The organism is Polymorphospora sp. NPDC050346 (assembly GCF_040655695.1).
Lineage (GTDB): Bacteria > Actinomycetota > Actinomycetes > Mycobacteriales > Micromonosporaceae > Polymorphospora > Polymorphospora lycopeni.
In genome coordinates this window covers 13,754-38,766 of record NZ_JBFAKM010000052.1, presented here as the reverse complement: position 1 = coordinate 38,766, position 25,013 = coordinate 13,754, and the positions used below count along the sequence as shown (strand labels likewise).

The window sequence follows — 25,013 nt, the reverse complement described above, 5'->3', positions numbered from 1 at the left end:
CGACCAACTCCACGACCCGCTAACCTCCTCACAGGCCCACCACTCCGGAGTTCGCCCCGGAATCCCGCAAAGTTGAAGCGAACTCCAGACCAGTGACGCACAGTGCGTGCTCCCGGTAAGAGGACACGGCATGGCTGGCCACCCGGTTGCTCCCGGACAACAGGAGACCCTCTCCGCGTTGGGCGGACAACAGCATCCGTGCCTCACCACCGGTGAGGCTGAAGCTGTCGGACACGGTCGCGATGGCCTGCGGAGCCTGCCTCATCAACACCTGGGTGGCGCTGTTGGCGATGACCGCCTGGCCGAGTTCAGAGCCCAACAGGTCGGCCGCGTCCTGGGTGATCACCGACAGGCCAGCGCGGCGCTTTCGGGCTGCCTTCGCCAGCCGGTTCAGGAACCGCACGCCCTCGCCATCGCGCAACAACGTCCATGCCTCGTCGACGATCACGAGCCGGCGCCGGTCGCCGGTGGGATCAGCGGCCGGCGGGGCATCCACGACCCGCCAGATCGTGTCCAAGGCCAACAGCATGCCCGGGGCACGCAGCTCGTCGGCAAGCTGGCGGGTGGACCACACCACCAGATGGCCGGCGGGTCGGGTGGTGGTCGGCCCGGCGAACAGATGGCTGAAGCTGCCGGTGGTCCACGGCGACAGTCGGGCGGCGAGGGTGACCGCCGGCGGGGAGCCGTCCGCCTCCAACGCGGCCGCCACGTCCCGCAGCAGCGGCGCCGGCCGCCTCCAGCTGGCCGGGTCGTTGGTGACGCCCGCCTCGAGGTAGGCGGCGTTGATGGCCCGGTCGAGGGCGGCGCGTTCGACCGGGTCCATGCCACCCTCCTGCCCGGCGGCGCCGAGCAGCACGTTGACCAGGGTGTGGGCGAACAGCGCCCGCCGGTTGCGGGCGTCCGGCCAGGTGTCGTCGGCGGCGATGTCCAGGGGGTTGAGCCGCACGTCCGGCGCACCGAGGTTGATCACAGTGCCGCCGACCGCCTCGGCGAGCCGCCGGTACTCGTCCTCGGGATCGATCACATGAACCTGCACCCCGTCATACAACGACCGCAGCGTCTCCAGCTTGATCATGTAGCTCTTGCCTGCGCCGGAACGGGCGAGGACGACAGAGTTGTGGTTGTCGGCGGCCCACCGGTCGTGCCAGACGATTCCGTTGGTGGCCGTGTTCAGCCCATACAGGACGCCGGACGCGCTGGGCAGATCACCCGGCAGCGGAGCGGGCAGATCGGCCGAGGCCAGAGGCATACCGGCGGCGAGACTGTCGGTGTCGAACACCCGCCGCATCCCGATGCTGTCCACACCCAGCGGCAGAGTGGACGTCCACCCCTGCATCTGCCGCCAAGTCGCCGGAACGGTATCGAGCATGACCGACGCCGCGGTGGCCCGCACGTGCGCAACCGACTCGGTCAACTCCTCCAAACTCGTCGCATGCACCGCGACGTAATGACCGACCCGGAACAACCTGGCGGCGCCGCACGCGACCCTGTCCGCCAACTCCGCGGCATCGGCCGCGGCGGCCTCGGTGGAGGGATCGTCCAGGCGGCCGTGTTCGGCATCCGAACGCCGGGACGATTCCAAGCGGGCCCGCTGCCGCCGCAGCCGCGACGCGGCCACCTGCGGGGCCAGAGGTTCGATGTGGATGACGACGTCGGCGCGCCCGGGCCAGCCGGTCAGCGGGGACAGCCAGCCCGCCCCGACCTCCGCCGGGTACCCGTTGACCAACAGCGTCGACGTATAGCCGTCACCGATCTTTAGATAGCGCGGAGTGACCTCGACGCTGGCCGGGCCGACCAGCGCGGGCAGCGTGTCGGCGTCCGCGCCAGCCGGCGGCGCGGACGCAGCCCGTCCCGCGAGCGCGGACAGAAGGGACCGGAGCAGTTTGGGCAGTTTCACGACGCCTCCCCGGTGATCGGGGCGTCCAGCAGGGCCCGTTCACCGGGCATCGGCAGCGTGAACGGGTCCACCGCGGCGGCGAGTACCGCGGCGACGGCCGGCCCGTTCAGGACCCGGGTGGTGGCACCCATGCCCTGCAACGCGGCGGCGGTGTGCTCGGCGGCACGCAGCACATCGGTGTCGCGCCGGGCACCGGTGGCGGTGTGGACAATCGTGACGGTCCGCCACAGCGGCTGCCTCTCGTCCTCCAAGTCGAGAAGGAACTCGGCGTAGTCGGCGGCAGCATCTGCCAGCGCCGGGTGAGGTAGCAGGTGGGCGGCCTCGGCGATGCGCTGCGCGTGGCCGGCGAGGTCGACCGGTTGGGTGGAGACCACGATCTGCACCGGCGCGGTCAGGCTGTTCAACCACCTGGCGTAGGCGCCGACCAGCGCGGCCTGCTCCGCCGGGGTGCGTAGCCCCAGGTTGACGGTGGTCACCGCGACCAGGGCGGCGCTAGTCCCGCCCAGGTCGACGACACCGTTGGCACCGATCGCCCGCGCCGGCAGCCGCAACGGCGCCGGCGCGGGCAGATCCCCCTCGGCCCCGACCGAGGGCGCCCACCGGGGAGCTTTCCCCACGCCTGTGGGGGCGGGGACCTGCCGGCGCGGGACACGCGAGCCCCGCACAGCGGCAAGAAGCCAGGCATCCAGACCCAGGCCGTCACGGCGGCCCAACGCCAGGACCGTGGCAGCACCGAGCAGCGGAATCATGGCTGCGAGAAGGAACGGCATCGGCACATGCCCCAGCAGCGCCCGCCACAGCAAATATGCGACTGCGGCGGCGGTAGCCAGGATGGACACCTGCCGTGCGGTCAGGCTGTAAAGAACGCGATCCGGGGTCTCGACATCTGCGGGAATCCGAGCACGAAGATCAACATCAGACATGGAAGCACCAATCCTCAGGTCAGGTGGGATATCAGTCCGACCAACCGATGCCGCTGCCGTCGCAGCGAGCGGCCGGCCAGGGTCGTAGATGGAGGCAGTGGCACGAGCCACTGCCGAGGCACGGATGGTCTGGGTGGCCGTCGTCCGGCGACGGCTGCCGCTACATGTGTGGGCGGAAGCCGGAGCGAAGCCGACCACCGACCCGCCAGACGACGTCAACGGTCCCGGGGACCAACCCGTGCCGCTGGGCGGGCCGCCGACTCCAGTTCCGGGCGGACCACCGCGATACAGGCGGTCCTGGCATCGGTGCGGCCTCCGCCGGCGGCCCGATCCGCTCGTTGCGCAACGGAGACCGGTCGGCGACGCCGCCCGGACTCGCCAGGGAGCCCATCAGCGACGACGCCGGCGGCGGATCGGCTGCGGCAGCGCGGTGCGCGGGGCTCGTCCGGGCGGAACCTTCGGTACCCCGGCCGGCGCTGGATCGCCGGCCGCTGGCGCCGCAGCCGACGTACGGCGCCTCACCGGGCCGGGCGTCGTGCCTCTGCCGCGGGCTGGTCGAGGCAGCGGAACCCCGCCGGCCGGGGTACCGCCACCAGGCCTGGCCGCCTTCGGTGCGCGGCGCGTCCGATCGGCCCCAGCCCTTGCCGTTACACGGCCACCGCCCAACAGGCCACGGGTCAGGGCACGGCCGAGCTGCTGAACGACCGCGACCCGGACGAAAGCACCGACCACGTTGCGGGATTGGCCGCCGGTGACATACCGGCGTACCAGGGCCGGGATCCGGGTCACCGCCAGCAACAGGCAGCAGACGATGAGCAGGTTGAGAGTTCCGGTCGGATCGTCGGGCAGGCCGAGGGCGGGCAGGTTCGCGGTCGGGCTGACGAACACCGTCAGCCCGGTGTGCAGCGCGAGGGCCTGGCCGCCAACGGTGGCGAAGACGCCGAGGAAGGCCCGCCACCACAGCTTCGCGACCGGCTCCGTCCAGGGTGTGCCGTGGCAGGCCAAAGCTGCCGGTCCGAGCCCGACCAGTATCACCAGCAGGCCAAGGCGCAGGATCCAACCGGCCACGATCGTCGCGGCCAGGGCCGCGATAACCCCGCCGATGATCAACGTGAGCAGCGCGTTGGCCGGGTTGGTCAACGCGGTGAGAATCGTGCGTTGCAACTGCCCCAACGAACCGTCGGTGGCGACCGGCCCCCCGGTGACGGCCTGGATCAGCGTGTTGCCCAGATCGATGAACTCCCGGGACATCGGCATCGCGAAGTTCGCCGCGATAATGCCGATGACCAGACGGGGCGCGAGCTCGGTGACGCCGTAACGGGCCTGCACGCTGTCGCGGGCCATAAGCACCACGCCACAAGCGATGATCGCCAACACGTAGCAGGTGTTGACGATCCACAACGCCCGGCTGCTGACGGCCTGGACCTGCGGCAGCACGGTAACATCCGGCACGATCAGGAACGCCGAGGACAGCAACCCCCACAGGGCGTTGATGACCTCCGCGACGCGCTCGGCCATCCATCTCAGGACCGCGTCCAGCAGGGGTGAGATCCCGACGATGTCCCAGAGCACCGGTCAGCTGCCCAGGATGCCGCGCAGGATGCTCAGCAGCACCGGCGCGAGTACCGCGAGGGCGTAGCCGGTCGCGGCGCCCTTCAGCGCCCCCTTGGCCTTCTCCACCTGGCCGGGGTCGCCCCCGGCCATCAGGTACAGGGCACCCCCGTACGTGAGGAAGAGGGTCGCGATACCGACCAGGATGCCGACGATCCAGGCAGTGAGGTTGTTGATCACGGTCGGCAGATCGTTGACCGCAAGCGAAGCCGGCGGCCCGGCGAAGGCCGGGCTGGTCGTGCCGCTGAAAGCGACGGCGACCGTCGTAGTGGATAGGAACAGACAGGACAGGATGCGACGCATCTGGTCTTCACCTCCCGCCTCGCCTCGCGGCGAGGCGTACTCGAAAACAGATGGGAGGCGCCGCCCGTACGGGCGGAGACCGTGGAAGCACTACTCCTTCCACACCAGGTTCGGAATCGTGGTGAGCACGGGCCGATGCCGGGCCGAGTCACCACCCACACCGGGCGGCGCCCGAGACCAGTCACGAACCCGGCCGGTGTGCCGGGGTGGATCGGCCTCGTGACCGCCAAGAGCCGCTGTTGGCCGTGATCTACGGGAGTCGGTACCTAACAATTGCCCAACAGACACCCAACTGGGCTGTCGAGATGTCCTACTTGTAATAGAAGGGGTGGCTGCGATAGTAGGTCGCAAATGGCACCATGAGGCCATGGGACATGCGCGGCATTGGACGATCCTTGCTGTCGGAGGCGTCGTGGCGGTCGGCTTGGGCGTGGCCGCCGTCCTGTTCGGCGTACGGGGTATCGAGGTTGCTAGCTGGTTGGCCGGAATCGCCAGCTTCGTGGTCGCGGTTGCGGCGTTGTTGATAGCGGGCCGCGGTGGCGGTGGAGGCATCGGCCACGGGTCCCGGCCGGAGTCGGGCCGATCCGTTAACGCCTCTGGTGTGCGGTCGATTGCGGTAGGCGGCGATGTTGGCGGGGTAGTGTCCACTGGCGACAGTTCCATGCTCGATCAGCACCGGTGAGCCCCTGGATGCGGCGGCGGACCCCGGAGCCGTCGGCCACGGCCAAAGCGCGGTCGTCGGTGGAGGCAGCCGGCACCCAGTCCGTCGCGATCGGCGGCGATCTCGGCGGGATCGTCTCGATCGGCTCCGGCGCGACTAACGTGCAAGTGCGGGCGGCGCAAGCTGTGGTGTTGCCCCCAACTGTGGGACAGTCGCCCGCGCAGGTCGAGGCGCCACCCGCCCTGGTGAACCTTCCCATACGCCCGGGAATATTCATCGGCCGCACCAATCCACTAGATCACCTCGATAAGCACCTGGCGGCACCGGGCGGAGTTGTGGTCCAGGCCGTTCACGGTCTTGGTGGGATTGGCAAGAGCACCCTTGCCGCCCGATGGGCTGCAGGCCGAACGGGCGACTTCAATCCGGTCTGGTGGATAACGGCCGACAGCCCTGCGGCGATTGACGCCGGCCTCGCTGGCTTGGCGATGGCCTTGCAGCCGGAGTTGGGCGGGCTGTTGCCATCCGACGCGCTGCGCGAGCGCGCAGTGCAGTGGCTTGCCTCTCATCAGGGGTGGCTGCTGGTGCTCGACAACGTCACCGATCCTGCGGACATCACCAATCTGCTCGCGCGCGCGTCGGCCGGCCGCTACCTCATCACCAGTCGGCGGGCAGCCGGCTGGACGGGCATTGCCGCCACGATTCGTCTGAACGTGCTCAACTCCGACGAAGCTGTCGAGGTAGTCGCCGCCATCATGCGGGATTATTCGAATGAGCCGGACCTGTCTGGCATAGCCGAGGTCTGCGCGGAGTTGGGATGCCTTCCACTCGCGGTCGAGCAGGCCGCCAGCTTCATGGCGCAGGCCGGCGTTCCGCCCCGCGAATACCTGTCGATGCTCGCCGCCTACCCCGCAGCCATGTACTCGGCGGCCGGCGAGGAAACAGACGCTGAACGGACCATCGCCCGCATCTGGCGCGTCACCCTCGACCGTTTCGTCGACGAGCCACTCACCGCCGACACGCTGCGGGTACTAGCCTGGTACTCCTCTGAGGCGATTCCCCGGACGCTGCTCGACGGGTTGGCCGAACCGCCGGCCATCGCACAAGCGATCCGTCGACTCGCCGCCTACAACATGCTCACCACCGACCTCGACACTGGAACCGTGACCCTGCACCGACTGGTGCAAGCTGTTGCCCGTACAGCCGATCCACACGACCCACACCGCCAAGCAGACGACATCGAGACCGCACGGCAGTTTGCCGCCCACGCCCTCATCGCTGCTCTACCCCACGACCAGCGTGATCCGACCTCGTGGCCGGCATACCGCTCTCTGCTCGTCCATCTCGAAGCGTTCGCCAGGCACTCTCCTGAGCACCCTGACCCAGTCACCGGCGTCCTACTCATAGAACTCGGAGCGTTCCTGGAGGAGCAGGGCGCCGCTAACCGGGCCGTCCGATATATTGAACGAGGCGTGGCCGCCCTGGGCAATGACGAGGAGGACCACCTTTTCCGCGTGCTGAAGGCCCAGATGCTGTTGGCCAAAACCTACCTGTCCGCAGGCGACCTGAAACGGGCGGTCACGCTTCACGAACAGATCCTCGCCAAGACCCGACGGATCAGCGGCGACGAGAACGCACTGGCCTTGTCTGCTGTCGCTAACCTCGCTGTCTCCTATGGGGCGGCGGGCAGCCTCGAGCAGGCGTTTCCGCTGCTCGAACGGGCCCTTGCTGACAGCCGTCGACTCCGCGGCGATAAGGACCGCGAGACCCTGATCGTGGCCAGCAACCTGGCTTTCGTTGTCCAGGCGAGGGGCGATGTGAGCCGTGCGATCGACCTCCAGGAACAAATCGTCACGGGGATCACTGAACTAATGGGCGCCGATCACCCCGACACCCTGGCAATGCAGAGCAATCTGGCCTGTTCGCTGGCGAAGGCCGGTGAATTACAGCGGGCGACAGCTCTTCACGAGGAGGTTCTCGAAGGGCGTCGCCGGGTACTCGGTGACGACCACCCGGCCACGTTCGAGTCCGCAAATGATCTAGCCGGCGTCTACGAGGCCACCGGGGACAAGGTGCGAGCCTTCAAGCTCTACCGGCGTACATATGACGACCGTCGTCGCGTCCTCGGGGAAGACCACCCAGACACGTTTATTTCCGCCAGCGATCTCGCCGACACGTATCTTCAAGCCGGCAATCTGGGGCGCGCTATCTCGCTGAACGAGAAGACACTGGCGGCGCGTCGACGGGTGCTCGGCGACGATCATCCGGACACGTTGCAGTCCGCAAGCAACCTCGCCCATGCCTATGGTGCGGCCGGGCAGCTTGACGATGCTGTTCCGTTGGCTGAGCGCACCCTGGCCGAGCGGCGCCGAGTCCTCGGCGAGCATCACCCGCAGACCCTGATTTCGGCGAGCAACCTCACCAGCTACTACTTCCTCGCCGGTCGTCGTGACAAAGCGTTGGCCCTGGCCAAGCAGACATACCAGACGGCCAAGCGCGTCCTCGGATCAGGCCACCGACAGACGCTGGATATCGCGGAGTTCCTCGACGCGCTGGCCACACAACGGCGGTGACTGTTCACCGGGCCAGCTCATCAGCACTGTCCGTTGAGCAGACTTGGCGGGCCGCGGACGCAGGCGAACACCAGCGAGGTCGCCGGAGCGGATGGCGGCAACGAGTCGTTGTTCGGCCTGGTCGCGCCAGTGTGAGGCGAGCTGCCCCTGAATGCCGCGGCGGGCGGCGGCGGTCTGCACCGACACGCCTTCGAGCCGGGTCTCGGCGATGAGGTTCGCGTCGTCGGCGTCGATCACGCCGATGACGATGGCGCGAGCGAGAACGAACTCGGGGTGGTCCCACGGGTGGAGAGGGAGGCGTGGCCCGGCCGGTTCGCTGTCGAACGGGTCGGTGGTGACGGTGGGGTAGCGGATCTTGCGGCCGGCGCGTTCGGCGGCGTCGAGCATCCGCCCGAGAATACGGTGCTGGTCGAGGTCGGCGCGCTGGAGCATCTGCTCCCAGAAGGTCTTGAGCATCTCGGCGTCGATGTCGTCGGTGTCGCCGCGGTAGCCGCGGGTGATGTCGCCGGCCCGCTTGCGTAGGCCGGGCATGGCGATGCCGATCGCGCCGATGCCCCATCCAGCGCCGTCGCGGCGAGCCCGTACGACCAGTTCGCGCCACACGCTGTCGCGGACCTCCGGTGTCGTGTCGTGGTCGAGCAGGAAGGTCTTCAGCTCGTCCAGGGCCATGATCCGTTGGGGACAGCCGGAGAAGCCGCGACCGTCGAAGGCGATTGGCGCAGGCCGGCGGATGAGCAGGTTGAACGCGCGCTGGTGGGAGTCGAGCGGCGACTCCCCGTCAGAGACGGACGGCATGAAACTCTCCTGAGATCCTTGCAGCGCCGCACCGGTCGGCACGGCCACGGCCCATCCACGCACGGCCACCCAACAGTGATAGCGACACGCCAACCCTGTTGGGCAACGGCGGTGGGGGAGAGGTAAGGCATGGCCAACTGTTGGGTGCAGGTCAGAGCTTTGATCCGCGCGACCGTGTCGGTGTGATACCCGGGAGCCGGTGCGTGGGCCGCAGGTGTGGGGAGTTGCTGTCGGGCCAGCTCACGGGCCTGCCAGCCGCTGTTGGCGGGTAGTTGGCCAACAGCGGCAGCGGTCGAGGTCTTCGCCACCTCGCCGGGTGCACTCATGGCCAGGCCGCCGGCCTTGTCGGCTCGATGCACGGGATGCTGTGACCTGTCAGCCGTCCTCCTTGCCGGCAGGAACCTGCCGGATGCGGTCTGTGGCCCGCCTGTCCGCAGGACTACGCGCTGCTTGTTGGGCCGGTCGTCGCGTGTTGTTGGGTAGTCCCCGGTCCGCTGTTGCGTGAGCGGTCCGGGTTCGTGGCCGCGAGCGCGTCCACGGCCGTGTCGCTGTTGGGTGCTGTTGGCTCGGGTACGACAGGCGAGCCCCCGCAGATCCGCGGTCGGGTGCGCTTTTGGGAGTCGTGAGCACGGGCCGCCGGTGGAAGCCACCTACCGATGACCGATCCCTTCGCAACACCCGAGCACCATGGCGAGTCGCATCAGCCGCCGTACGGCGAGCCGGCGATTCGCGACACGTCCCTACCCGCTGACGTCGCGTACCGCGACTTCCTGCGCGTGGACCTCACCGACGGCCCACCGGTACCGATCTCGGTCTGGCGCGCCGTGCCAAGAGATGGCGATGACGAGGAGTCGTTCCGGCAGCGGCTGGCGCGGCGGATCGTCGTGACCTTCAGTCAGCGTGACACGACCGTGGTCGACTTCGACGGCGACCCAGTCCTAGAGGAAGCGACTACTGCAGCCGGTCGTCTCTACCTGCCGGTCACCCATCCAGCCGATCTCACCGACGTGGACGACGTCCGGGTCGACCTCATCGTGCTGCGGTGGCCCCGGTCGGACGCGGCAGCCGACGCCGTGGCGGACCTGTTCCGCGCCTTCCGGCTGGTCGTCACCCGGGACGGGTTCGCGGTCTTCATCGTCGACCCCAACCAGCCGGCGGGCAGCTACCCGGAGCAGACCCACCATCTGATCCCGGTCGCGCACGTCGGCGGAATGGCCTACCTGCAGCGCATCATCGCGATCACCGTCCCGATCGCTCTCACCACGGGCGACACCACGTCCGACGACGACACGAACTCCGGCAGTTCGACCGCCGGGCGACGCACCCACGTTGACGTCCTCGTGTTCGTCGTAGCGGGAGGCCACCGTGGCTGACACCCGACCCGGTCCCTCGCTGGTGTCCGTGCCGCAGCGGCCGGTGTGGCTCGAGCAGCGCCCGGTAGCCGCGCAGCGTCGCGGGAACCTGGCGGATGCGCTCGCTTTGATGCGGCGGGAACGTGCCGTGCTGGTGGTGACCTCGCCGCCGTACGGGCCCACCATACTCAGCCGTGTCGCGAACCGCCCCCGCCGTGTCGACCTCACCACCGGCTCGACTGCGGTACTCGCCGGCTGCGTACCGGTGCTGCGGCCGGACGCCACCGTCGTGGTCACGCCGCGCCGCCACCCCAACGACACAGCCGACCCCGACACAGTCCCGTCCACCGGAACCGGGGCCAGGGCGACGCTCATCGAGCACAGCATCGGCCTGCTCGCCAACGTCTGCGACGGCCGCCTCGTTCGCACACCGCCGACACGCCTGCCCGAGGCGCCCCTCCCGCTGCCCGACGGTTTTCTCCTCCACCAGACCGCCTACGAGGACACCCGCGTATTCCGGCACCCGCCAGCGGCGGATCCGCTGGCAACCGACGAGCAGGGAACGTGCCGATGATCGCCGACCCCCGCCGCCGCCGCGTGCCCCGGCCTCGCGTCCGCCCCGTCACCTACCGGCAGGCCAGAGAATTCATCACCGACCACCACCGCCACCTCACCCCGCCGCAAGGGCACAAGTTCTCCCTCGGCCTGACCAACCCCGCCGGGGACCTGCTCGGGGTGGCGGTGGTCGGCCGGCCCGTTGCCCGCCACCTCGACGACGGACTCACCGCCGAGATCACCCGCCTAGCCACCGACGGCTCCCGCAACGCCTGCTCCGTCCTCCTGGCCGCCGCCTGGCGCGTCGCCCGCCACATGGGCTACCAGCGCATGATCACCTACACCCGCTCCGGCGAGCCCGGCACCAGCCTCCGCGCCGCAGGCTGGACCGCCGTAGCCGACCTGCCCGCCACCCCCGGCTGGGACCGGCCGAGCCGACCCCGCACCTCACACGAGGCTGACGGTGTGGCTCGTACCTGGTGGCAGGTCACCACTTCCGACTGGGCAGGCGTGGTTCGTCGTCCGCCCCGGCGTCCCCGGCGGCAGGGCGGAGAGACCGGATGACCATCTTCGACACTAACCCGGGTGACCCGGCTGACCGGTTCCTGCAGCACCGGGATGAGGCGATCACTGTCTACGGCGATGCTGAGCAGGTCCTCGCGACCCCGCCTACGGCCAGCGTCGGGGCCGCGGTCACCAGCCCGCTCCACGATCGGCTACAGGCCCCCTGGTGGCAAGGACCATACGGATCCGAAACCACTCGCCTGCACTGTCACCGGGAGGACGTGGGTCTTCGGGCATGTCCACCGGGCCCTTGAGTTCACCGGCACGCTCCGGTTGGTTTTCGGCGGCTTGTACAGGACCAGCTCAGGCGACGAACCGCAGAACTGCAGCGATCTCAGCTACCACAGCCCCGACACCGCTCGTCTACCGATCAAGGCGCCCCTTGGGCTGTCCACGCCCATAGCTGTCCCCGACGACAATTCACTCGCAAAGATCCACAATGGGCGGCGGACAGATCTGCTACCCGATCACCGTGTGGTCGATGCCACGACGATCTGCGGCATCGGCACCCGTAACGCAGCATCGGGAAACCGAGAGTGGCCAAGTGATGCCTGTCCATAGCTGTCCGTTCGAACATTTCGCCCGTCCGACTTTCGTGGAGGCCGGATCATTGCCGATGATGGGCTGGTTGAGCGGGAGGTGGGCGTGTCGCTGATCGATTCCATCCAGAGCAGGCTGCACGCGATGACGGCGGCTATCAGGCATGCGCAGGAGCAGACCGCGGCGGCTGATCACTCCGCACAGCAGGTAGTCGCGCATGCGGCGGGGGCAGGTTTCATCGGCGTCGCCCGTGAGATGGCCAGGGTCCGCGACCTGCTCGGGCAGCTCCAGGCCGGGATCGGTGGCCTGTCGGTGCTAGTCGGCGAGACCGGCACAGCGGTAGCCGGCGCGCACGCACAGCCCACGGCCGGTCAGATCACCGCCGCGTTTGCCCCGTTACTGCATCGTCTGGGCGAGCTTCCTGCCGAGGTCGGGCGGTGTATCGGCCAGGTTGACCAGGCCAGGCAGTTGACCGTTGAGATTCTGCGGGGTGGCGATCCTGGTGTGATGATGGCGCGGCTGGACGCGGTCCGACAGGCCCTGGTCGCGGTCGGTCAATACGGTACGGACACCGTGCGGGTTGTCGAGGCGGCCGTTGCCGAGGCGGGTCAGCTCGGCGGTTCGGGAAACCGGCTGCGGGTGTGGGCGTACCTTCGGGGTCGCCGGCACCCGATCCGGCATCTGCCGACACGCCGACCGGCCGGCCGGTGCCGGCGTGGCTCGGGGACGCGGCCCGGCGACTACCTCGACGTGACGGGGACCAGGGCCGACCCATGGCGTGATGTTCGATCCGGACGGGCGTCGGTTGACCCGTCGACCAATCCGGTCCAAAGAGGACCCCTCGCTGGCCGATGACCTGGTACCTCGGGCGCGTGGCTGGATGACCGTCATCAGCCACGTGGAGTCGTACGCGGCGGCAATGATGCGCCGAACCAAGCCCCCGACAGCGTCGATGTCGTGGTCAACAACGACGTCTGTGTCGGTCCCTTGAGCTGCGACACCCTACTGCCCGGTCTGCTGCGGCCAGGCCAGCGGATGCGGGTCTGGGTGAAGGCGCCGGAGACACCCGAAGGCGTACGGTACTACGACGAGTACGAGGGAAACGGGAAAGGGATCCGGTCGTGAAGTTCGCCGTACAGTGGGGCCGCAACGCCGCCGTTTCGGTCGCCACCGTTGAGGAACTCGACACCGTGCTCGACCACATCACCGACGAACGGCGGCCACAGATGGTCAACCTGTTCAACCCCGACCACGGCGACCCGTGGCACGAACAGAGAATCCTCCAGATCGGACTGGGGCACCCCGATCGCTCGTTCGCATACCTGGACCCCGGCCAGGTCTGGGCCGTCGATCCCGCCCTCGAACCCGCCAGCGAGCCGATCTGGTTCAACTACGGCGGCACCCCGACCGAGTACGCAACGGCCAGGACCCGCATCCACCCGGCAACCGCCCGACAGGCAGCACGCGACTTACTGACCACCGACGGACAACGCCCCGGCCACATCGACTGGCAACCAATGACGGAACCGGTCTGAGGTCAAGTCGACTGCCATCCGTCGGCGCTCGACGTACGGCACCTGGTCGAAGATGATCGTCAGCCGGCGCTGCCGCTACGGCGACGGCGATGGTCTCAACATTGATCGCGCCGATGACGCCGGTCGACGCGACGCGACGTGCCGGCGCTGGCGCTACGGCGTAGGCGAGGATCTCAACCGGGACCTGGTCCACGGCGTAGGCGACCACGACCCGACCGGCGCTGGCGCTATGGCGTCGGCGAGGATCTCACCGCCGTTGCCTGCGGCGAATGAGCCGCTGGCCATGGGCGTGGGGGTGTACCGCCACGACCGTCGTTATCGTGAAGGCGATTCAGTGTTCCCTCGGGCGTGAGGGGACTGTGTCCGGACGATGCTCGGCCGCCTCACCGACCGTGCTCCCCAACGGGCGTGGGGTGAATGAAGGGCGGATGTCAGCGCGGGGCTCGGCACCGGTTGATGTCGAGGGCGACCGACTCGATCCGGGCCAGGTCGACCGCCAAGCCCAGGCCGGGGCCCGGCGCTGGGGAAACGTATCCGTCCCGCGCGATGATCGGCGGATCGACGATGTCGTGTGTGAAGTACTTGTCGGAGCCGGAGAGGTCGCTCGGGTAGCCGAAGGCGGGATCGCACGCAAAGGCGATGTTGGCCGCGCGACCCACTCCGAACTCGTGCATGCCGCCGCACCAGACGCTGACGCCGTTTCCGGCGCACTGCCGGGCGAGGGCCAGCGCCGGCGTCAAACCGCCCACACGGGAGACTTTGATGTTGACCACCTGTGCCGCGTCCAGCGTGACCATCGTCTCCAGGTCGGCGGCGTCCTCGATGGACTCGTCGAGGCACAGTGGTGTCGCGATCCGCTGCCGCAGGCGGGCGTGAGACACGAAGTCCCGGCCGGGGTACGGCTGTTCCACCATGGCCAGCCCCAGCCCGTCCAGATGGCGCATCACCTCGTCGGACTCGGCTCCCGGCCGGTAGGCGCCGTTGGCGTCGACGTGCAGCAGGAGGTCGGGGTAGGCGCGCCGCACCGCCCGGACCGGCTCGACGTCCCAGCCGGGCCTGATCTTGAGTTTCACCCGGTGGTATCCCTCGTCGAGATATCCGCCCACGCGCTCGACCAGGCACCGGGTCGACTCCTCGATGCCGACCGAGACGCCGACCGGGATCGTCCTCGGCGAAGTCCCGAGAGCGACCGTCAGCGGTACGCCGTCGCGTCTGGCCGACAGGTCCCATGCGGCGCCGTCGAACCCTGCCTTCGCCGCCTGGTGCCCGGCGATCCCCGACCATCGCGCGTTCAGTTCGCCGGGATGTCGCCACTGATGGTCGAGCACCGCGGGGGCGAGGAACTCCGTGGCGACGGCCCATGCGGTCGAGACGTACTCCGAGGAGAACCATGGTCCGTTACCGCACGCGATCTCGCCCCAGCCGTCGAGGCCCGACTCGTCGTGGAGACGGACGAGGATGTGCTCAATTGCGTTCTTGCGGTGGGAACTGGTCTCGAAGGTCGACCTCAGCGGCAGCCTGACCCGATAGAGATCTATACCGATGACCCTCACCCGTGTGCCTCCGGCGTCGCCGTCATCAGATTCCTTCCGTGGATTCTTCGGCCTTCAGGCCGGAGAGGAAACGGAACTCCTGCGGAGCAGGACAGGGGTAGCCGATCCGTAGCCACGGTGGATAGGCGTCCACCCGCCCGTCACTGCAAGGTTCACTCGTTGGCTTGCTAGTTTGTGAGGCGTGACTGCGAAGGCGGTGAAGCGGGCGTTCAGGTACCGCTTCTACCCGAGCAGGGCGCAGGCGGCTGAGCTTGCGCGCACGTTCGGGTGTGTCCGGCTGGTCTACAACATGGCGCTCGCGGCTCGTACCCAGGCGTGGACGCTGCGCCGGGAGCGGGTCAACTACAACGCCACGTCTGCTCTGCTGACGGGATGGAAGAAGACCGGGGAGCTGGCGTTCCTCAACGACGTCTCCTCGGTGCCGCTGCAACAGGCGTTGCGGCACCTGCAGGTCGCGTTCACCAACTTCTTCGCCAGGCGCGCCAGGTACCCGACCTTCAAGAGCAGGAAGAGGTCGCGCCGGTCGGCGGAGTACACCACCAGCGCGTTCCGGTGGCGCGACGGGAAGCTGACCTTGGCGAAGATGGCCGAGCCCCTCGATATCGTCTGGTCGCGGCCACTGCCCGAGGGTGCGTCGCCGTCCACGGTGACGGTGTCGCAGGACGCGGCCGGGCGCTGGTTCGTGTCGCTGCTGTGCGATGACGTGATCGAGCAGGCCACGGCTTCGGGTGCGGTCGGTATCGACGCCGGGCTCGACAGCCTGCTCACCTTGTCGACCGGGGAGAAGGTCACCAACCCGCGACACGAGCGCTGCGACCGCAAGGCTCTCGCCAGAGCCCAACGCGCGCTGGCGAGGAAGGAGAAGGGCTCGGCGAACCAGGCCAGGGCCAGGCTCAAGGTCGCCCGTGTGCATGCCCGGATCACCGACCGCAGGCGGGATCACCTGCACAAGCTGACCACCCGACTCGTGCGTGAGAACCAAACGCTCGTGATCGAGGACCTGACCGTACGTAACATGGTCAAAACCCGGAGCCTGGCCCGCGCGATCAGCGATGCGGCCTGGCGGCAGTTCCGCACCATGCTGGAGTACAAGACTGTCTGGCACGGCCGGAACCTGGTCGTCGTCGACCGCTGGTTCCCGTCGTCGAAACTGTGCTCCACGTGTGGTGCCCTCGCTGAACGGATGCCGCTGAACGTACGGTCCTGGGCGTGCCGGTGCGGCACCGTCCACGACCGGGACGTGAACGCGGCACGCAACATTCTGGCCGCCGGACAGGCGGTGACAGCCTGTGGAGACGGTGTAAGACCTCAACGGGGAAACCTCCGTTCGGGGCAGTCGACGGTGAAGCAGGAAAACCCGAGGGCGACCACGGGAATCCCCGTCCTTCAGGACGGGGAGGATGTCAATCCAGGTACGTGTCGAGCGCCTGGTGCAGGCGCTCCCGTTCGGCGAGCCTACGCCGCGCGCCCTTCGCGCTCGCGGTGGTCAGCGTCGTGAGCAGGTGGATGACCGCGGCAACGGCGGTCGGCGAGTCCGCGTAGGAGGCGCTGACGGTGGGTACGACGACGACCTCATGCGCGATCCGGGCGATCGGCGCGTCCGGGGAGTCAGTGATCCCGATCACGACCCCACCCTGTGCCGCGAACTCCTCCGCGACCGTCACGGTGCGGCGCTGGTACCGGCGGAAGGAGAAAGCGACGAGGACGTCGCTGGGGCGCACGTCGAGGAGCACGTCGAGGGAGCGGACGGTGACCTCGTCGACCAGCAGCACCTGGCCGAGGCCGGCGGAGAGGTCCCAGGCGAGCAGTGTGGCGTGGGCGAGGCTCTTGCCCGCACCGACAATGAAGCGGCGCCGGGCGCTGACGATGCCGCTCGCTGCCCGCACGAGCGAGTCGTCCTCGCCCAGGTGGTCGAAGGTCCGCTGGAGGTTTCGCAGCTCGGCGTCGAGCACCCGGGCCCGCAGGTTCGCGGCGGACATGTTCATCTGCAGCCGCGCCGCGTAGCGGTCCCTCGGGCTGACCAGGCTGCGGTTGTCCGACTCGGTGCTGTGGATCTGCGTCTCGTCGAGGGTCACTGTCGGTCCTTCGGTCAGGGCGGCCGCCGCAGGGAGACGATAGCGTCAGCGTCCCCGTGGTGGGGTCTTCACGGTGTCGTACGAACGAACTGTGCCAGGAGGGGCATCACCTCGGTGAGGTTGAGTTTCCCCGCGACCGGAATCGGGGCCAGCGCGATCTCGTCCACGCCGGCGGCCGCGTACGCGAGGAGGCGTTCCCGGCACGACGCGACCGTGCCGTAGGCGACGAAGCTACCGACCACCTCCGGCCCCAGCCGCGGCCGCAGGTCGTCGACCGGGCGGCCCAGCAGCGGCTCGATCTGCTCCCAGAGCCCGCTTCGGGCGAGGGTGGGCGCCACGCGGCCGGACGCGAGCCGGGCGGCGACGAGTTCCCGTGCGTTGCCGAAGGCGACCTCCTCGTCGTCGTGGACGCTGGTGTAGACAAACGCCGCGATCGGCAGGTCCACGCCCCGCTTGGCGAGCGCAGGCGCGATCTCTTGACGTACCCAGGAGACGTACCCGGGCGAGGAGAGCGCCGAGAGGATGAGCCCGTCCGACTCCCGTGCGGCCATTCGCAGCATTTGGGGGGACTCAGCGGCCGCCCAGAGGCGCGGGGGCTTCGTCGCCGGATAGTCCAGCCGTACTCCGTCGAGGGTGTCGAACTCGTCCCGCCAGCGCGTGTCCGCGCCGGACAGCAGCGAGCGCAGGAGCCGGAGGCGGTCGGTCAACGACCCGATGGCCTTGTCGGGCCGGCGGCCCAGGGTGTCGAGGGCCCGCAGGCTGCCTAGCCCGATGCCGGCCTCGAACCTTTCCGGGAACATCGCGTCGAGGGTGGCGACCTCCATAGCGAAGGTGGCGGGACTTCGCACGTACAGGGACGCGATGCCGAGGCCGACCTCGATGCCGCCGGTCGCCGCGAGCGCGGCTCCGGCGGTGGAGAAGGCGCCCTTACGGAAGTAGTCCTCGGTGATCCAGAGTCTGGAGTAGCGGGACTGTTCGGCGAACCGGGCGACCGCGAGGGTCTGATCGGGCGGGACCGCGCTGCTCAGCATCAGCGACATCCGGGGGGCGCGCTTCTCCGTCATCGTCCGCGCGCTCTCAGGCCGGCCGGTCGAGGGTGAAGGTGTAGGTGATCGGCTCCCCGTACGGGTTGCCGCCGAGGCCCCGGTCGGTCAGCGTGTCGTCGAAAGCCGGGCGCGGCTCCTGGAAGGGTTGAAGCGGTCCGGAGTGGAAGTGCCACATCTTCCACGCCGGCACGCCCGCGCCGTTGTCGCGGTGATAGATCTCGGTTGCCTTGCTGCCGAGGGTCTGGTCGACGTCGGGGACCTCCCAGTGCCGTTCGGTCTGGACGGGGGCGACGCGCCGGTAGGTGAGCTCGCTGATGACCCAGGCGGTGTCGGCGCGCGCCTCGATGCGCAGGACGGCCACGGTCTGCGTCAGGCGGGGCGGGATGCCGGTGTCGATGAAGTGCTGCCAGAGCTTGGCCACCTCCTCGACGCCGAAGTACGTGAAGCTGTTGCGGTTGAACATCGAGAAGGCGTTGCCCGAGGGGAAGCACTCGCGCATGGCCGGGATGTCGAGCCCGACGTTCGCCTTCCACCACTGCTTGTGCAGGGCCAGCACCTGCCGCTTGTCATACTCGGTGGTGTCCATTCCCATGGGGTTGCCCTGACCTTTCTGTTCGCTTCGTGTGTCTGTCACTGCTGCCTCTCCTTCAGGTCCCGGCCGGGCGGCGGTCGGGCCAGCGGTACTGCCGTTCGAGCCGCCGGCCGATCCTCAGAAGCGAAGCCTCGGAGAACGGGCCGCCGACGAGTTGGACGCCGAGCGGGGCGTCACGCGTGTCGGTGTGGGTCGGCAACGAGATCGCAGGCAGCCCGGCGACGTTGACCCATCCGGTGAATGCCCCGACCGCCTTGAGAGTCGGTTGCCCCTGGTCGGGGTTGTTGTGTTCGTGGGTCACCACGCCGTGCGGCGGGGTGCGGACCGCGCTCGTCGGCGTCACCAGGACGGCGAAGTCCTCGACCCAGGGGCGCACCAGGTCGCGGGTCAGCCGTTTCAGCTCGGCCACGGCGCGCACGTAGTCCCGTACCGACATGTCCTCGACGTGGCGCAGGCGTGCGCGTACGCCCGGCTGCATCGGCTGGCTGAGGTCGTAGTCGAGCAGGTGGCTGCCGGCCGGGCCGACGAAGCGGCGGTAGAGGTCGATCGCCTGGCTCTGCGCGATCGTCGGCGCCACCTCGACGATCTCGTGCCCGTCCCGGGCGAGCCGGTCGGCGACCTCGCGGGTCGCCGCCACGCACTCGTCGTCCACTTCGATGTCGCCGGGCGCCTGCAGGAGTACGGCGATGCGCAGCGGCGGCGGATCGTCGTGGAGGGCCCGCTGGTAGTCCGGCGGCGGGGTCGCGGTCACCGTCCACGCATACGGGTCGGGAGCGGCGACGACGTCCAGGATCGCGGCGGTGTCGGCGACGGTCCGGGTCAGTACGCCGTCGACGGATGAGCCCTCCCAGTTCGGTGTCCGCTGCGGGAGCAGCCCGCGGGTGGGTTTTAGGCCGACGAGGCCGCAGGCGGACGCGGGAAGGCGGATCGAGCCGGCGCCGTCCGTAGCGGTCGCCGCCGGCACCATGCCCGCGGCGATCACCGCCGCCGACCCGCCGCTCGACCCGGCCGGGCTCACCTCCGGGTGCCACGGGTTGCGGGTGACGCCGTGCTTGATGCTCTCGGTCGTCGGCGTCGCCGCCAACTCGGACGAGGCGGTCCGGCCGATCGGCGTGAAGCCGGCGGCGAGCAGCCGCTCGACGAAGATGTCGCCACGCACCTGCGGCGCAGCCGAGACGGCCAGGGACGACTTCGTGTTCGGCTGTCCCGCGACGTTCTGGACGTCCTTGACCGCGATCGGCACGCCGAAGAACGCCGGGAGGTCGCGGCGGTCCGCCAGCTCCCTGGTTGCGCGCTCGGCGCGGTCGAGGAACGCCTCGTCCAGCCAGACGATCGCGTTGAGACGGTCGTTGAGCCGGTCCACGCGGTCGCGGTAGAACCGTGCCACCTCCAACGGCGTCACCTCGCGCTCCCGGATGCGGCGGGCGACCTCCGTCGCCGGGGCGAACGGGTCCAGCGGCTCAGCCACGGTCATCTCCTGTCATGGGCGCGTCGAGCAGTTCGGCGAGGAGCGCGGCGGCAAGGGCGACGCGGTCGACGAAGCGGTCGGCGATGACCCGCTCCTCGCGGGTGTGCGCGCCGCCACCGACCGCGCCGAGCCCGTCCAGCGTGGGGATGCCCAGCGCCGCGGTGAGGTTGCCGTCCGAGCCACCGCCGACCGAGACCTGCTTGAGCTCGGGCAGGTCGAGCGAGCGGTTCACCCGCCGCGCGGTCTCGTAGAGTGCCGCGGACGTCCGCGCCGTCATCGGGGGGCGGTTCGGCCCGCCGACGAGCTCGATGCCGCACCCGATGGGGGACGGCTCTGCCACCAGCCGCCGCAGCGCGTTGTCGACACGCTGCTGTTCGTCGGGGTCGGCCGCCCGCACGTCGAGAGAAATCTCGGCGAGGTCGGGAACGGTGTTCCTGGACGTGCCCGCCGTGACGAGGGTCGGTGTCACGGTGGTTCCCCGGGCCGGGTCGGACAGCCGTGCCGCGGCGATGGTCAGGCGGGAGGCGTCCAGCGCCGAGTTCACGCCTCGTTCCGGTTCCAGGCCGGCATGGGACGCCTTGCCGTGCACGCGGAGCACGTAGTGTGCGGTGCCCTTGCGGGCGGTCTTCAGCGCGCCGTCCGCGCCGGCACCCTCGAAGACGAGCGCGGCCCGGCAGCCGTCTGCCTCCGTCTCGATCAGCGCCCGCGACCCGCCGGACCCGAGTTCCTCGTCGGCGGTGGAGAGCAGGCAGATCCCGTCGAGCGCGCGATCGCCGGCCACCTCCCGGAGCACCGCCAGCGCATGCACCGCGATGACGATCCCTGCCTTCATGTCGAAGCTCCCGGGTCCGCGGACCAGGCCGTCCTCGTCGGAGAAGGGAAAGTCCACGAGCGTGCCCACGGGCCAGACCGTGTCGAAGTGGGTGAGCATCAGGACGCGGTTGGGCGAGCCACCCCACCGCCACCGCAGGTGCGGCAGTGCCTCGCCTCGCGACTCGGCCCGGCGACCAACGCGTGTCAGGACGAGGCCCTCCAGGTGGTCGGCGCACTCGTGGAGCGCGGCCGGAACCGCAGACGGGGACTCGCACTCGACCAGCAGCTTCAGGTCGTCGAGTATCTGCGGCAGACGGCGCGCCGCGGCTGACAAAAGGCGTGCCGGCCGGGGCCGGGACAGTGTGGGCACGTGTCAGTCCTTCTTCACGCAGGCCAGCAGCCGGCCACCGGCGACCTCGACGAGACGGGGATCGACGGCCGCGCACTGCGGGTCGGCGAGTGGGCACCGCCCTTGGAAGGCGCACCCCGTGGGGATGGCCGAAGGGCTGGGCGTCTCGCCTCGCATCGGGGTGATCTCCCACGGTTCGTTGGGCGTGACCCGCGGTTCGGACTCGAGCAGGCCCCTGGTGTACGGGTGCATCGGATTGCGGAAGATCTCGGCGGTGGGTCCTACCTCGACGATGCGCCCCAGGTACATCACGGCGACCCGGTGGGCGATTCGACGCACGCTGGCCAGGTCGTGGGAGATGAAAACGTAGGTCATCTTCCGTTCGTTTTGCAGACGCTGCAGCAGCGCAAGCACTCTTGACCGCACCGACTGGTCCAGGCTCGCGGTGGGCTCGTCGAGCACGACGAGTTGGGGGCGGGTGATCAGGGCGCGGGCGATGGCCACGCGTTGCGCCTGCCCACCGGAGAGGTCGCGCGGCCGCCGGGTCAGGTACTCGTCACCGAGCCCGACCTCGGCGAGCGCGGGAACGACCCGGTCCCGGGCGGCACCGCGCCTCATACGGTGCATTCGGGCCAGTGGCTCGGCGACGATGCGCTCGACCGTCCACATCTGGTCGAGCGACTGGTCGGAGTGCTGGAACACCATCTGCACGAGGTGACGCAGCTTGGGGTCGCGCGCGATGGCGCCGACGTCATGCCCGGCCATGCGCACGCGGCCGGTGGTGGGCGCCTCGAGCCCGGCGACCGCTCGGGCGGTCGACGACTTCCCGCATCCGGACTCCCCGACCAGGGCGATCGTCTCCCCGGGCTCGGCGGCGAAGCTCACACCGCGTACGGCGGGGACGCGGCGCCGGCCGTTCATGTAGGTGATGACGAGGTCATCGACCTGAAGCAGTGGGCTCACGAGACACCCCGGTGGTGGCAGTTGACGGTCCGAGTCCCGCTCCGGCGTGCGAGCGGCGGCTCGCGGTGGCACAGGTCCGTGCTGAACGGGCACCGCTTCGCGAAGCGGCAGCCGGCAAGCGAAAAGTCCACCGAGGACTCCGTCACCCGGTCGCCGATGTCGTCGGCGCTCGGGACGTGGTCTTCGAGGCTCTCGAGCAGGAAGCGGGTATAGGGGTGCACGGGGTCGTGAAAGATGTCCTGCGTCGGGCCCACCTCCATCACCTGACCGCCGTAGAGGATGATCACCTGGTCGCACATGCTGCTCACGACGGCGAGGTCGTGGGTGACCATGAGAACCGCCCGGTCGCCGTCGGCCATCAGCTCCTTGAGCAGCAGAAGGATCTGCGCCTGGATAGTGACGTCGAGACCGGTCGTGGGTTCGTCGGCGATCAGCACGGGTGCCTGGACGGAGAGCGCCATCGCGATGACGACCCGCTGGCACATCCCTCCGGAGAGCTGGTGCGGGTAGGCGCGCTCGACCCGCAGTGGATCGGATATGCCCACCTTGCGCAGCAGCTCCCGGGCCTCGTCCCGCGCCTGGACTTTCCCCATCCGTCGGCGTTGCCGCAGCACGCGTACCATCTGTTTGCCGATCCGCATGGTCGGGTTCAGGGCGGCCCGCGGGTTCTGGGACACGAGCGCGATCCGGTCCCGTACGGCGGTGTCATAGGAGCGTGACGCACCGCGGAAGATGGGTCGACCCGCCACCTCCGCCGTCCCGGCGGAAACCTCGACGCCGTCGGGCAGAAGTCCCATGAGGGCCAGCGAGAACATCGACTTTCCGGAGCCGGACTCGCCGACCAGGCCGACGATGGAACCGCGCTCGATGGAGACGGTGACATCGCGCAGCAGCGTCTGCCCGGACCGGGCGATCCGGAGATCGAGGTCGTCAACCGCGAGAAGGCTCATGAGTTCTTCCATTTCGAAAGCCCGTCACCGATCAGCTGGAAGGCCAGTACGGCGATGAGCATGAACAGGCCGGGGAAGAACGCGGGCCACCACTTGCCGGTGAGGATCTCGCTGTAACCCTCCGAGATCATCGTGCCCCACTCGGCGGTGGGTGGCTGGACGCCGACGCCGAGGAACGACAGGGCCGCGATGTCCAGGATCGCCCATCCGGCGGTGACGGTGGTCTGGATGAGCGGCGCCCCGATCGTGTTGGGCATGATGTGCCCGAAGATGATGCCGCCGCTTCCGCTGCCGGCCAGCTTGCTGGCGGGGATGTAGTCGAGTTCCCGTTCGGACAGTGCTCGGGCCCGGGACAGCCGGATGAAGTGGGGCATCGATCCGATGGTGACGCCGACCGCCATGAACACCAGGCTGTTGCCGGTGAAGGCGACGACCATGAGGGCGAGCACGAAACCGGGGAAGGCCAGCAGCGCGTCGGTGAAGCGCATGACCACTTCGTCGACGATGCCACCGAGGTAGCCGGCAACGGCGCCCAGCAGCGAGCCGAGCAGCATCGCGGCGACGGCGACTCCGATACCGAGCACGAGGTCGAGGCGGATCGCGGCGACCGTACGGGCGAGCAGGTCGCGGCCGTACCGGTCGGTGCCGAAGAGATGGTCCGGGCCCGGTGGCAACAGCGACTGACCGGCCGCCGTCGCGTTCGGGTCGGGCAGCAGGAGCGGGCCGACCAAGCCGATCAGCACGAGGACGGCCAGCAGCAACAGCCCGAGCCGCAGTCCGAGGTCCCCGCGGCCACGCAGCCGGGCCAGCCGGCGTGGGCGAGCCGAGGCGAGCATCCTGGCGGTCGTCATCCTGCCCTCCTCAGGTCGATGCGCGGGTCCGAGACGACGTACAGAAGGTCGACGACGAGGTTGATGAGCACGTAGCTGACACCGACGACGATCACGAAGCCCTGCACGACGTCGAGGTCGCTCTGCGAGATCGCCGTGCTCAGGTACCGCCCGATCCCGGGCCACGAGAAGATCTGCTCGACGATGATGTTGCCGGCGATGAGGTGTCCGGCGACGAAGCCCATCGATGTGATGATCGTCGGCAGCGCGTTGCGGAAGCCCTCCTGCAGCAGGATGTGCCGGCGCCCCAGGTTCAGTCCGCGCGCGGCCCGCGTGTGGCTCGCGCTGAGCGCGTCGATCATCGCCGTACGAGTGATCCGGGCGAGCGCGATCGAGCTGAGCATCCCCAGCAGGAGCGCCGGCAGCGCGAGCTGGGCGAGCGCCGACGTTGCCAGGGCACCGTCGCCGGCGATGAGCGCGTCGATGGTCAGGAAGCCGGTGTGGCGCGGCGGCGCGCTCGTGCCGAGTGGCAACCGTCCCACCGGGCTCGGGAAGAGGCCCAGGGAGTAGACGAGGACGAAGATGGCCATGAGTGCGAGCCAGAAGCTGGGCATAGAGCCCCCCACCGCAGTGAAGCCACGTGCCACCGCGTCCGGCCACCGCCCTGCCCTGGCGGCGGCGACCGTGCCGACGGTGACGCCGATCAGCACGGCGACGACGAACGCCAGCAGGCTCAGCTCCAAGGTGGCGGGAAGGAATGTCAGCAGGTCCGCGGAGACGGGGTTGCCCGTCCGCACCGACGTGCCCAGATCCCCGTGCAGCAGGCCACCGACGTAGTGGAAGAACTGCTCGTACAGCGGAAGGTCCAGACCGTGCTCGGCGCGGATCCTCGCGATCAGCTCCGGCGTGGCGTCGTTGCCGGCACGGATGACTGCGGGGTCGCCGGGCAGCACCCGGGATGCGAAGAACACGAGCACCGCCATGACCGCGATGGTGATCGCGCTCGACAGCAGGCGTCGCAGGAGATACCTGGTCAAGAGGTTGCACTCCACGGCTTGCCCGGTCGCC

26 protein-coding genes and 1 pseudogene are annotated in these 25,013 nt (G+C 69.2%); 10 read left to right on the top strand and 17 right to left on the bottom strand.

Annotated elements, in window-relative coordinates; all coding sequences use genetic code 11:
• Positions 1-28: 28 nt before the first annotated feature.
• The 6 genes and pseudogenes from AB0I42_RS33770 to AB0I42_RS33745 all read right to left on the bottom strand — a co-directional run bounded on the left by AB0I42_RS33770 (position 29) and on the right by AB0I42_RS33745 (position 5,410).
• Complete coding sequence (locus tag AB0I42_RS33770; protein ID WP_357543818.1) at positions 29-1,807, bottom strand: conjugal transfer protein TraC; 1,779 nt, start codon at positions 1,805-1,807, stop codon at positions 29-31.
• An 86-nt stretch (positions 1,808-1,893) separates the two neighbouring features.
• The gene (locus AB0I42_RS33765; RefSeq protein ID WP_357543819.1) at positions 1,894-2,514 is read right to left on the bottom strand and encodes a hypothetical protein; all 621 of its coding nucleotides are present in this window, start codon (positions 2,512-2,514) and stop codon (positions 1,894-1,896) included.
• Between the two features lie 36 nt (positions 2,515-2,550).
• Positions 2,551-2,820, bottom strand: a pseudogene (locus AB0I42_RS33760) (PrgI family protein); the annotation flags it as partial.
• A 390-nt stretch (positions 2,821-3,210) separates the two neighbouring features.
• Positions 3,211-4,392, bottom strand: coding sequence for a hypothetical protein (locus AB0I42_RS33755; RefSeq protein ID WP_357543817.1), 1,182 nt, complete (start codon positions 4,390-4,392; stop codon positions 3,211-3,213).
• Between the two features lie 3 nt (positions 4,393-4,395).
• On the bottom strand, positions 4,396-4,734 hold the full coding sequence (locus AB0I42_RS33750; protein WP_357543816.1) for a pilin: 339 nt from the start codon (positions 4,732-4,734) through the stop codon (positions 4,396-4,398).
• 310 nt (positions 4,735-5,044) lie between these two features.
• Positions 5,045-5,410 (bottom strand): hypothetical protein, encoded by a 366-nt coding sequence (locus AB0I42_RS33745; protein WP_357543815.1) that lies wholly within the window; start codon positions 5,408-5,410, stop codon positions 5,045-5,047.
• A 2-nt stretch (positions 5,411-5,412) separates the two neighbouring features.
• Here AB0I42_RS33745 and AB0I42_RS33740 point away from each other — a divergent pair, with 2 nt between their 5' ends.
• Positions 5,413-7,965 carry a tetratricopeptide repeat protein gene (locus AB0I42_RS33740; protein ID WP_357543814.1) on the top strand — a complete coding sequence of 851 codons (2,553 nt, stop codon included), beginning with the start codon at positions 5,413-5,415 and terminating at the stop codon, positions 7,963-7,965.
• On the opposite strand, the gene AB0I42_RS33735 is transcribed toward AB0I42_RS33740, so the two are convergent.
• On the bottom strand, positions 7,900-8,760 hold the full coding sequence (locus AB0I42_RS33735) for a hypothetical protein (protein ID WP_357543813.1): 861 nt from the start codon (positions 8,758-8,760) through the stop codon (positions 7,900-7,902). The genes AB0I42_RS33740 and AB0I42_RS33735 overlap by 66 nt on opposite strands.
• A gap of 656 nt (positions 8,761-9,416) precedes the next feature.
• Here AB0I42_RS33735 and AB0I42_RS33730 point away from each other — a divergent pair.
• From AB0I42_RS33730 to AB0I42_RS33695, 8 genes are all read left to right on the top strand, one after another.
• Positions 9,417-10,133 (top strand): hypothetical protein, encoded by a 717-nt coding sequence (locus tag AB0I42_RS33730; protein WP_357543812.1) that lies wholly within the window; start codon positions 9,417-9,419, stop codon positions 10,131-10,133.
• A 22-nt stretch (positions 10,134-10,155) separates the two neighbouring features.
• Complete coding sequence (locus tag AB0I42_RS33725) at positions 10,156-10,686, top strand: hypothetical protein (protein WP_357543811.1); 531 nt, start codon at positions 10,156-10,158, stop codon at positions 10,684-10,686.
• Positions 10,683-11,231: an XF1762 family protein gene (locus AB0I42_RS33720; RefSeq protein ID WP_357543810.1), complete on the top strand. Its 549-nt coding sequence runs from the start codon at positions 10,683-10,685 to the stop codon at positions 11,229-11,231. Before AB0I42_RS33725 ends, AB0I42_RS33720 begins: the two co-directional genes overlap by 4 nt.
• Before the next feature lie 645 nt (positions 11,232-11,876).
• Positions 11,877-12,626 (top strand): DUF6244 family protein, encoded by a 750-nt coding sequence (locus AB0I42_RS33715; RefSeq protein ID WP_357543809.1) that lies wholly within the window; start codon positions 11,877-11,879, stop codon positions 12,624-12,626.
• Entirely contained in the window at positions 12,553-12,762 is a 210-nt protein-coding gene (locus AB0I42_RS33710; protein ID WP_357543808.1) for a hypothetical protein, read from the top strand. Before AB0I42_RS33715 ends, AB0I42_RS33710 begins: the two co-directional genes overlap by 74 nt.
• Positions 12,729-12,896: a DddA-like double-stranded DNA deaminase toxin gene (locus AB0I42_RS33705; RefSeq protein WP_357543807.1), complete on the top strand. Its 168-nt coding sequence runs from the start codon at positions 12,729-12,731 to the stop codon at positions 12,894-12,896. The genes AB0I42_RS33710 and AB0I42_RS33705 overlap by 34 nt, the downstream gene beginning before the upstream one ends.
• A complete protein-coding gene (locus AB0I42_RS33700; protein WP_357543806.1) occupies positions 12,893-13,306 on the top strand; it encodes an Imm1 family immunity protein in 414 nt (137 codons plus the stop codon). Before AB0I42_RS33705 ends, AB0I42_RS33700 begins: the two co-directional genes overlap by 4 nt.
• Positions 13,307-13,358: 52 nt before the next feature.
• Positions 13,359-13,658 (top strand): hypothetical protein, encoded by a 300-nt coding sequence (locus tag AB0I42_RS33695; protein WP_357543805.1) that lies wholly within the window; start codon positions 13,359-13,361, stop codon positions 13,656-13,658.
• A gap of 79 nt (positions 13,659-13,737) precedes the next feature.
• Here AB0I42_RS33695 and menC read toward each other — a convergent pair whose 3' ends face one another.
• Positions 13,738-14,859 (bottom strand): o-succinylbenzoate synthase, encoded by a 1,122-nt coding sequence (gene menC, locus AB0I42_RS33690; protein ID WP_357543804.1) that lies wholly within the window; start codon positions 14,857-14,859, stop codon positions 13,738-13,740.
• 181 nt (positions 14,860-15,040) lie between these two features.
• Here menC and AB0I42_RS33685 point away from each other — a divergent pair, with 181 nt between their 5' ends.
• Positions 15,041-16,357, top strand: a complete 1,317-nt coding sequence (locus AB0I42_RS33685) for an RNA-guided endonuclease TnpB family protein (protein WP_357543803.1) — start codon at positions 15,041-15,043, stop codon at positions 16,355-16,357.
• Here AB0I42_RS33685 and AB0I42_RS33680 read toward each other — a convergent pair.
• From AB0I42_RS33680 to AB0I42_RS33640, 9 genes are all read right to left on the bottom strand, one after another.
• Positions 16,263-16,934 (bottom strand): MurR/RpiR family transcriptional regulator, encoded by a 672-nt coding sequence (locus AB0I42_RS33680; protein ID WP_357543802.1) that lies wholly within the window; start codon positions 16,932-16,934, stop codon positions 16,263-16,265. The genes AB0I42_RS33685 and AB0I42_RS33680 overlap by 95 nt on opposite strands.
• A 68-nt stretch (positions 16,935-17,002) precedes the next feature.
• Positions 17,003-17,998 (bottom strand): LLM class flavin-dependent oxidoreductase, encoded by a 996-nt coding sequence (locus AB0I42_RS33675; RefSeq protein WP_357543801.1) that lies wholly within the window; start codon positions 17,996-17,998, stop codon positions 17,003-17,005.
• 13 nt (positions 17,999-18,011) lie between these two features.
• Positions 18,012-18,614, bottom strand: coding sequence for a hypothetical protein (locus tag AB0I42_RS33670; RefSeq protein ID WP_357543800.1), 603 nt, complete (start codon positions 18,612-18,614; stop codon positions 18,012-18,014).
• Positions 18,615-18,627: 13 nt separating this feature from the next.
• Positions 18,628-20,040 (bottom strand): amidase, encoded by a 1,413-nt coding sequence (locus AB0I42_RS33665; RefSeq protein WP_357543799.1) that lies wholly within the window; start codon positions 20,038-20,040, stop codon positions 18,628-18,630.
• A complete protein-coding gene (locus tag AB0I42_RS33660) occupies positions 20,033-21,223 on the bottom strand; it encodes a M20 family metallopeptidase (protein WP_357543798.1) in 1,191 nt (396 codons plus the stop codon). Before AB0I42_RS33660 ends, AB0I42_RS33665 begins: the two co-directional genes overlap by 8 nt.
• A gap of 3 nt (positions 21,224-21,226) precedes the next feature.
• A complete protein-coding gene (locus AB0I42_RS33655) occupies positions 21,227-22,165 on the bottom strand; it encodes an ABC transporter ATP-binding protein (protein ID WP_357543796.1) in 939 nt (312 codons plus the stop codon).
• Positions 22,162-23,115 (bottom strand): ABC transporter ATP-binding protein, encoded by a 954-nt coding sequence (locus AB0I42_RS33650; protein ID WP_357543795.1) that lies wholly within the window; start codon positions 23,113-23,115, stop codon positions 22,162-22,164. The genes AB0I42_RS33655 and AB0I42_RS33650 overlap by 4 nt, the downstream gene beginning before the upstream one ends.
• The gene (locus AB0I42_RS33645) at positions 23,112-23,966 is read right to left on the bottom strand and encodes an ABC transporter permease (protein WP_357543794.1); all 855 of its coding nucleotides are present in this window, start codon (positions 23,964-23,966) and stop codon (positions 23,112-23,114) included. The genes AB0I42_RS33650 and AB0I42_RS33645 overlap by 4 nt, the downstream gene beginning before the upstream one ends.
• Entirely contained in the window at positions 23,963-24,982 is a 1,020-nt protein-coding gene (locus AB0I42_RS33640) for an ABC transporter permease (RefSeq protein WP_357543793.1), read from the bottom strand. The genes AB0I42_RS33645 and AB0I42_RS33640 overlap by 4 nt, the downstream gene beginning before the upstream one ends.
• Between the last annotated feature and the right edge of the window lie 31 nt (positions 24,983-25,013).

What these genes read in the sequence shown, in the direction of transcription:
- AB0I42_RS33750 (WP_357543816.1), bottom strand. Translation starts at nt 4,734, where the DNA reads ATGCGTCGCATCCTGTCCTGTCTGTTCCTATCCACTACGACGGTCGCC.
- AB0I42_RS33735 (WP_357543813.1), bottom strand. Translation starts at nt 8,760, where the DNA reads ATGCCGTCCGTCTCTGACGGGGAGTCGCCGCTCGACTCCCACCAGCGC.
- AB0I42_RS33730 (WP_357543812.1), top strand. Translation starts at nt 9,417, where the DNA reads ATGACCGATCCCTTCGCAACACCCGAGCACCATGGCGAGTCGCATCAG.
- AB0I42_RS33720 (WP_357543810.1), top strand. Translation starts at nt 10,683, where the DNA reads ATGATCGCCGACCCCCGCCGCCGCCGCGTGCCCCGGCCTCGCGTCCGC.
- AB0I42_RS33710 (WP_357543808.1), top strand. Translation starts at nt 12,553, where the DNA reads ATGTTCGATCCGGACGGGCGTCGGTTGACCCGTCGACCAATCCGGTCC.
- AB0I42_RS33695 (WP_357543805.1), top strand. Translation starts at nt 13,359, where the DNA reads ATGATCGTCAGCCGGCGCTGCCGCTACGGCGACGGCGATGGTCTCAAC.
- AB0I42_RS33675 (WP_357543801.1), bottom strand. Translation starts at nt 17,998, where the DNA reads ATGACGGAGAAGCGCGCCCCCCGGATGTCGCTGATGCTGAGCAGCGCG.
- AB0I42_RS33650 (WP_357543795.1), bottom strand. Translation starts at nt 23,115, where the DNA reads ATGAGCCTTCTCGCGGTTGACGACCTCGATCTCCGGATCGCCCGGTCC.
- AB0I42_RS33645 (WP_357543794.1), bottom strand. Translation starts at nt 23,966, where the DNA reads ATGACGACCGCCAGGATGCTCGCCTCGGCTCGCCCACGCCGGCTGGCC.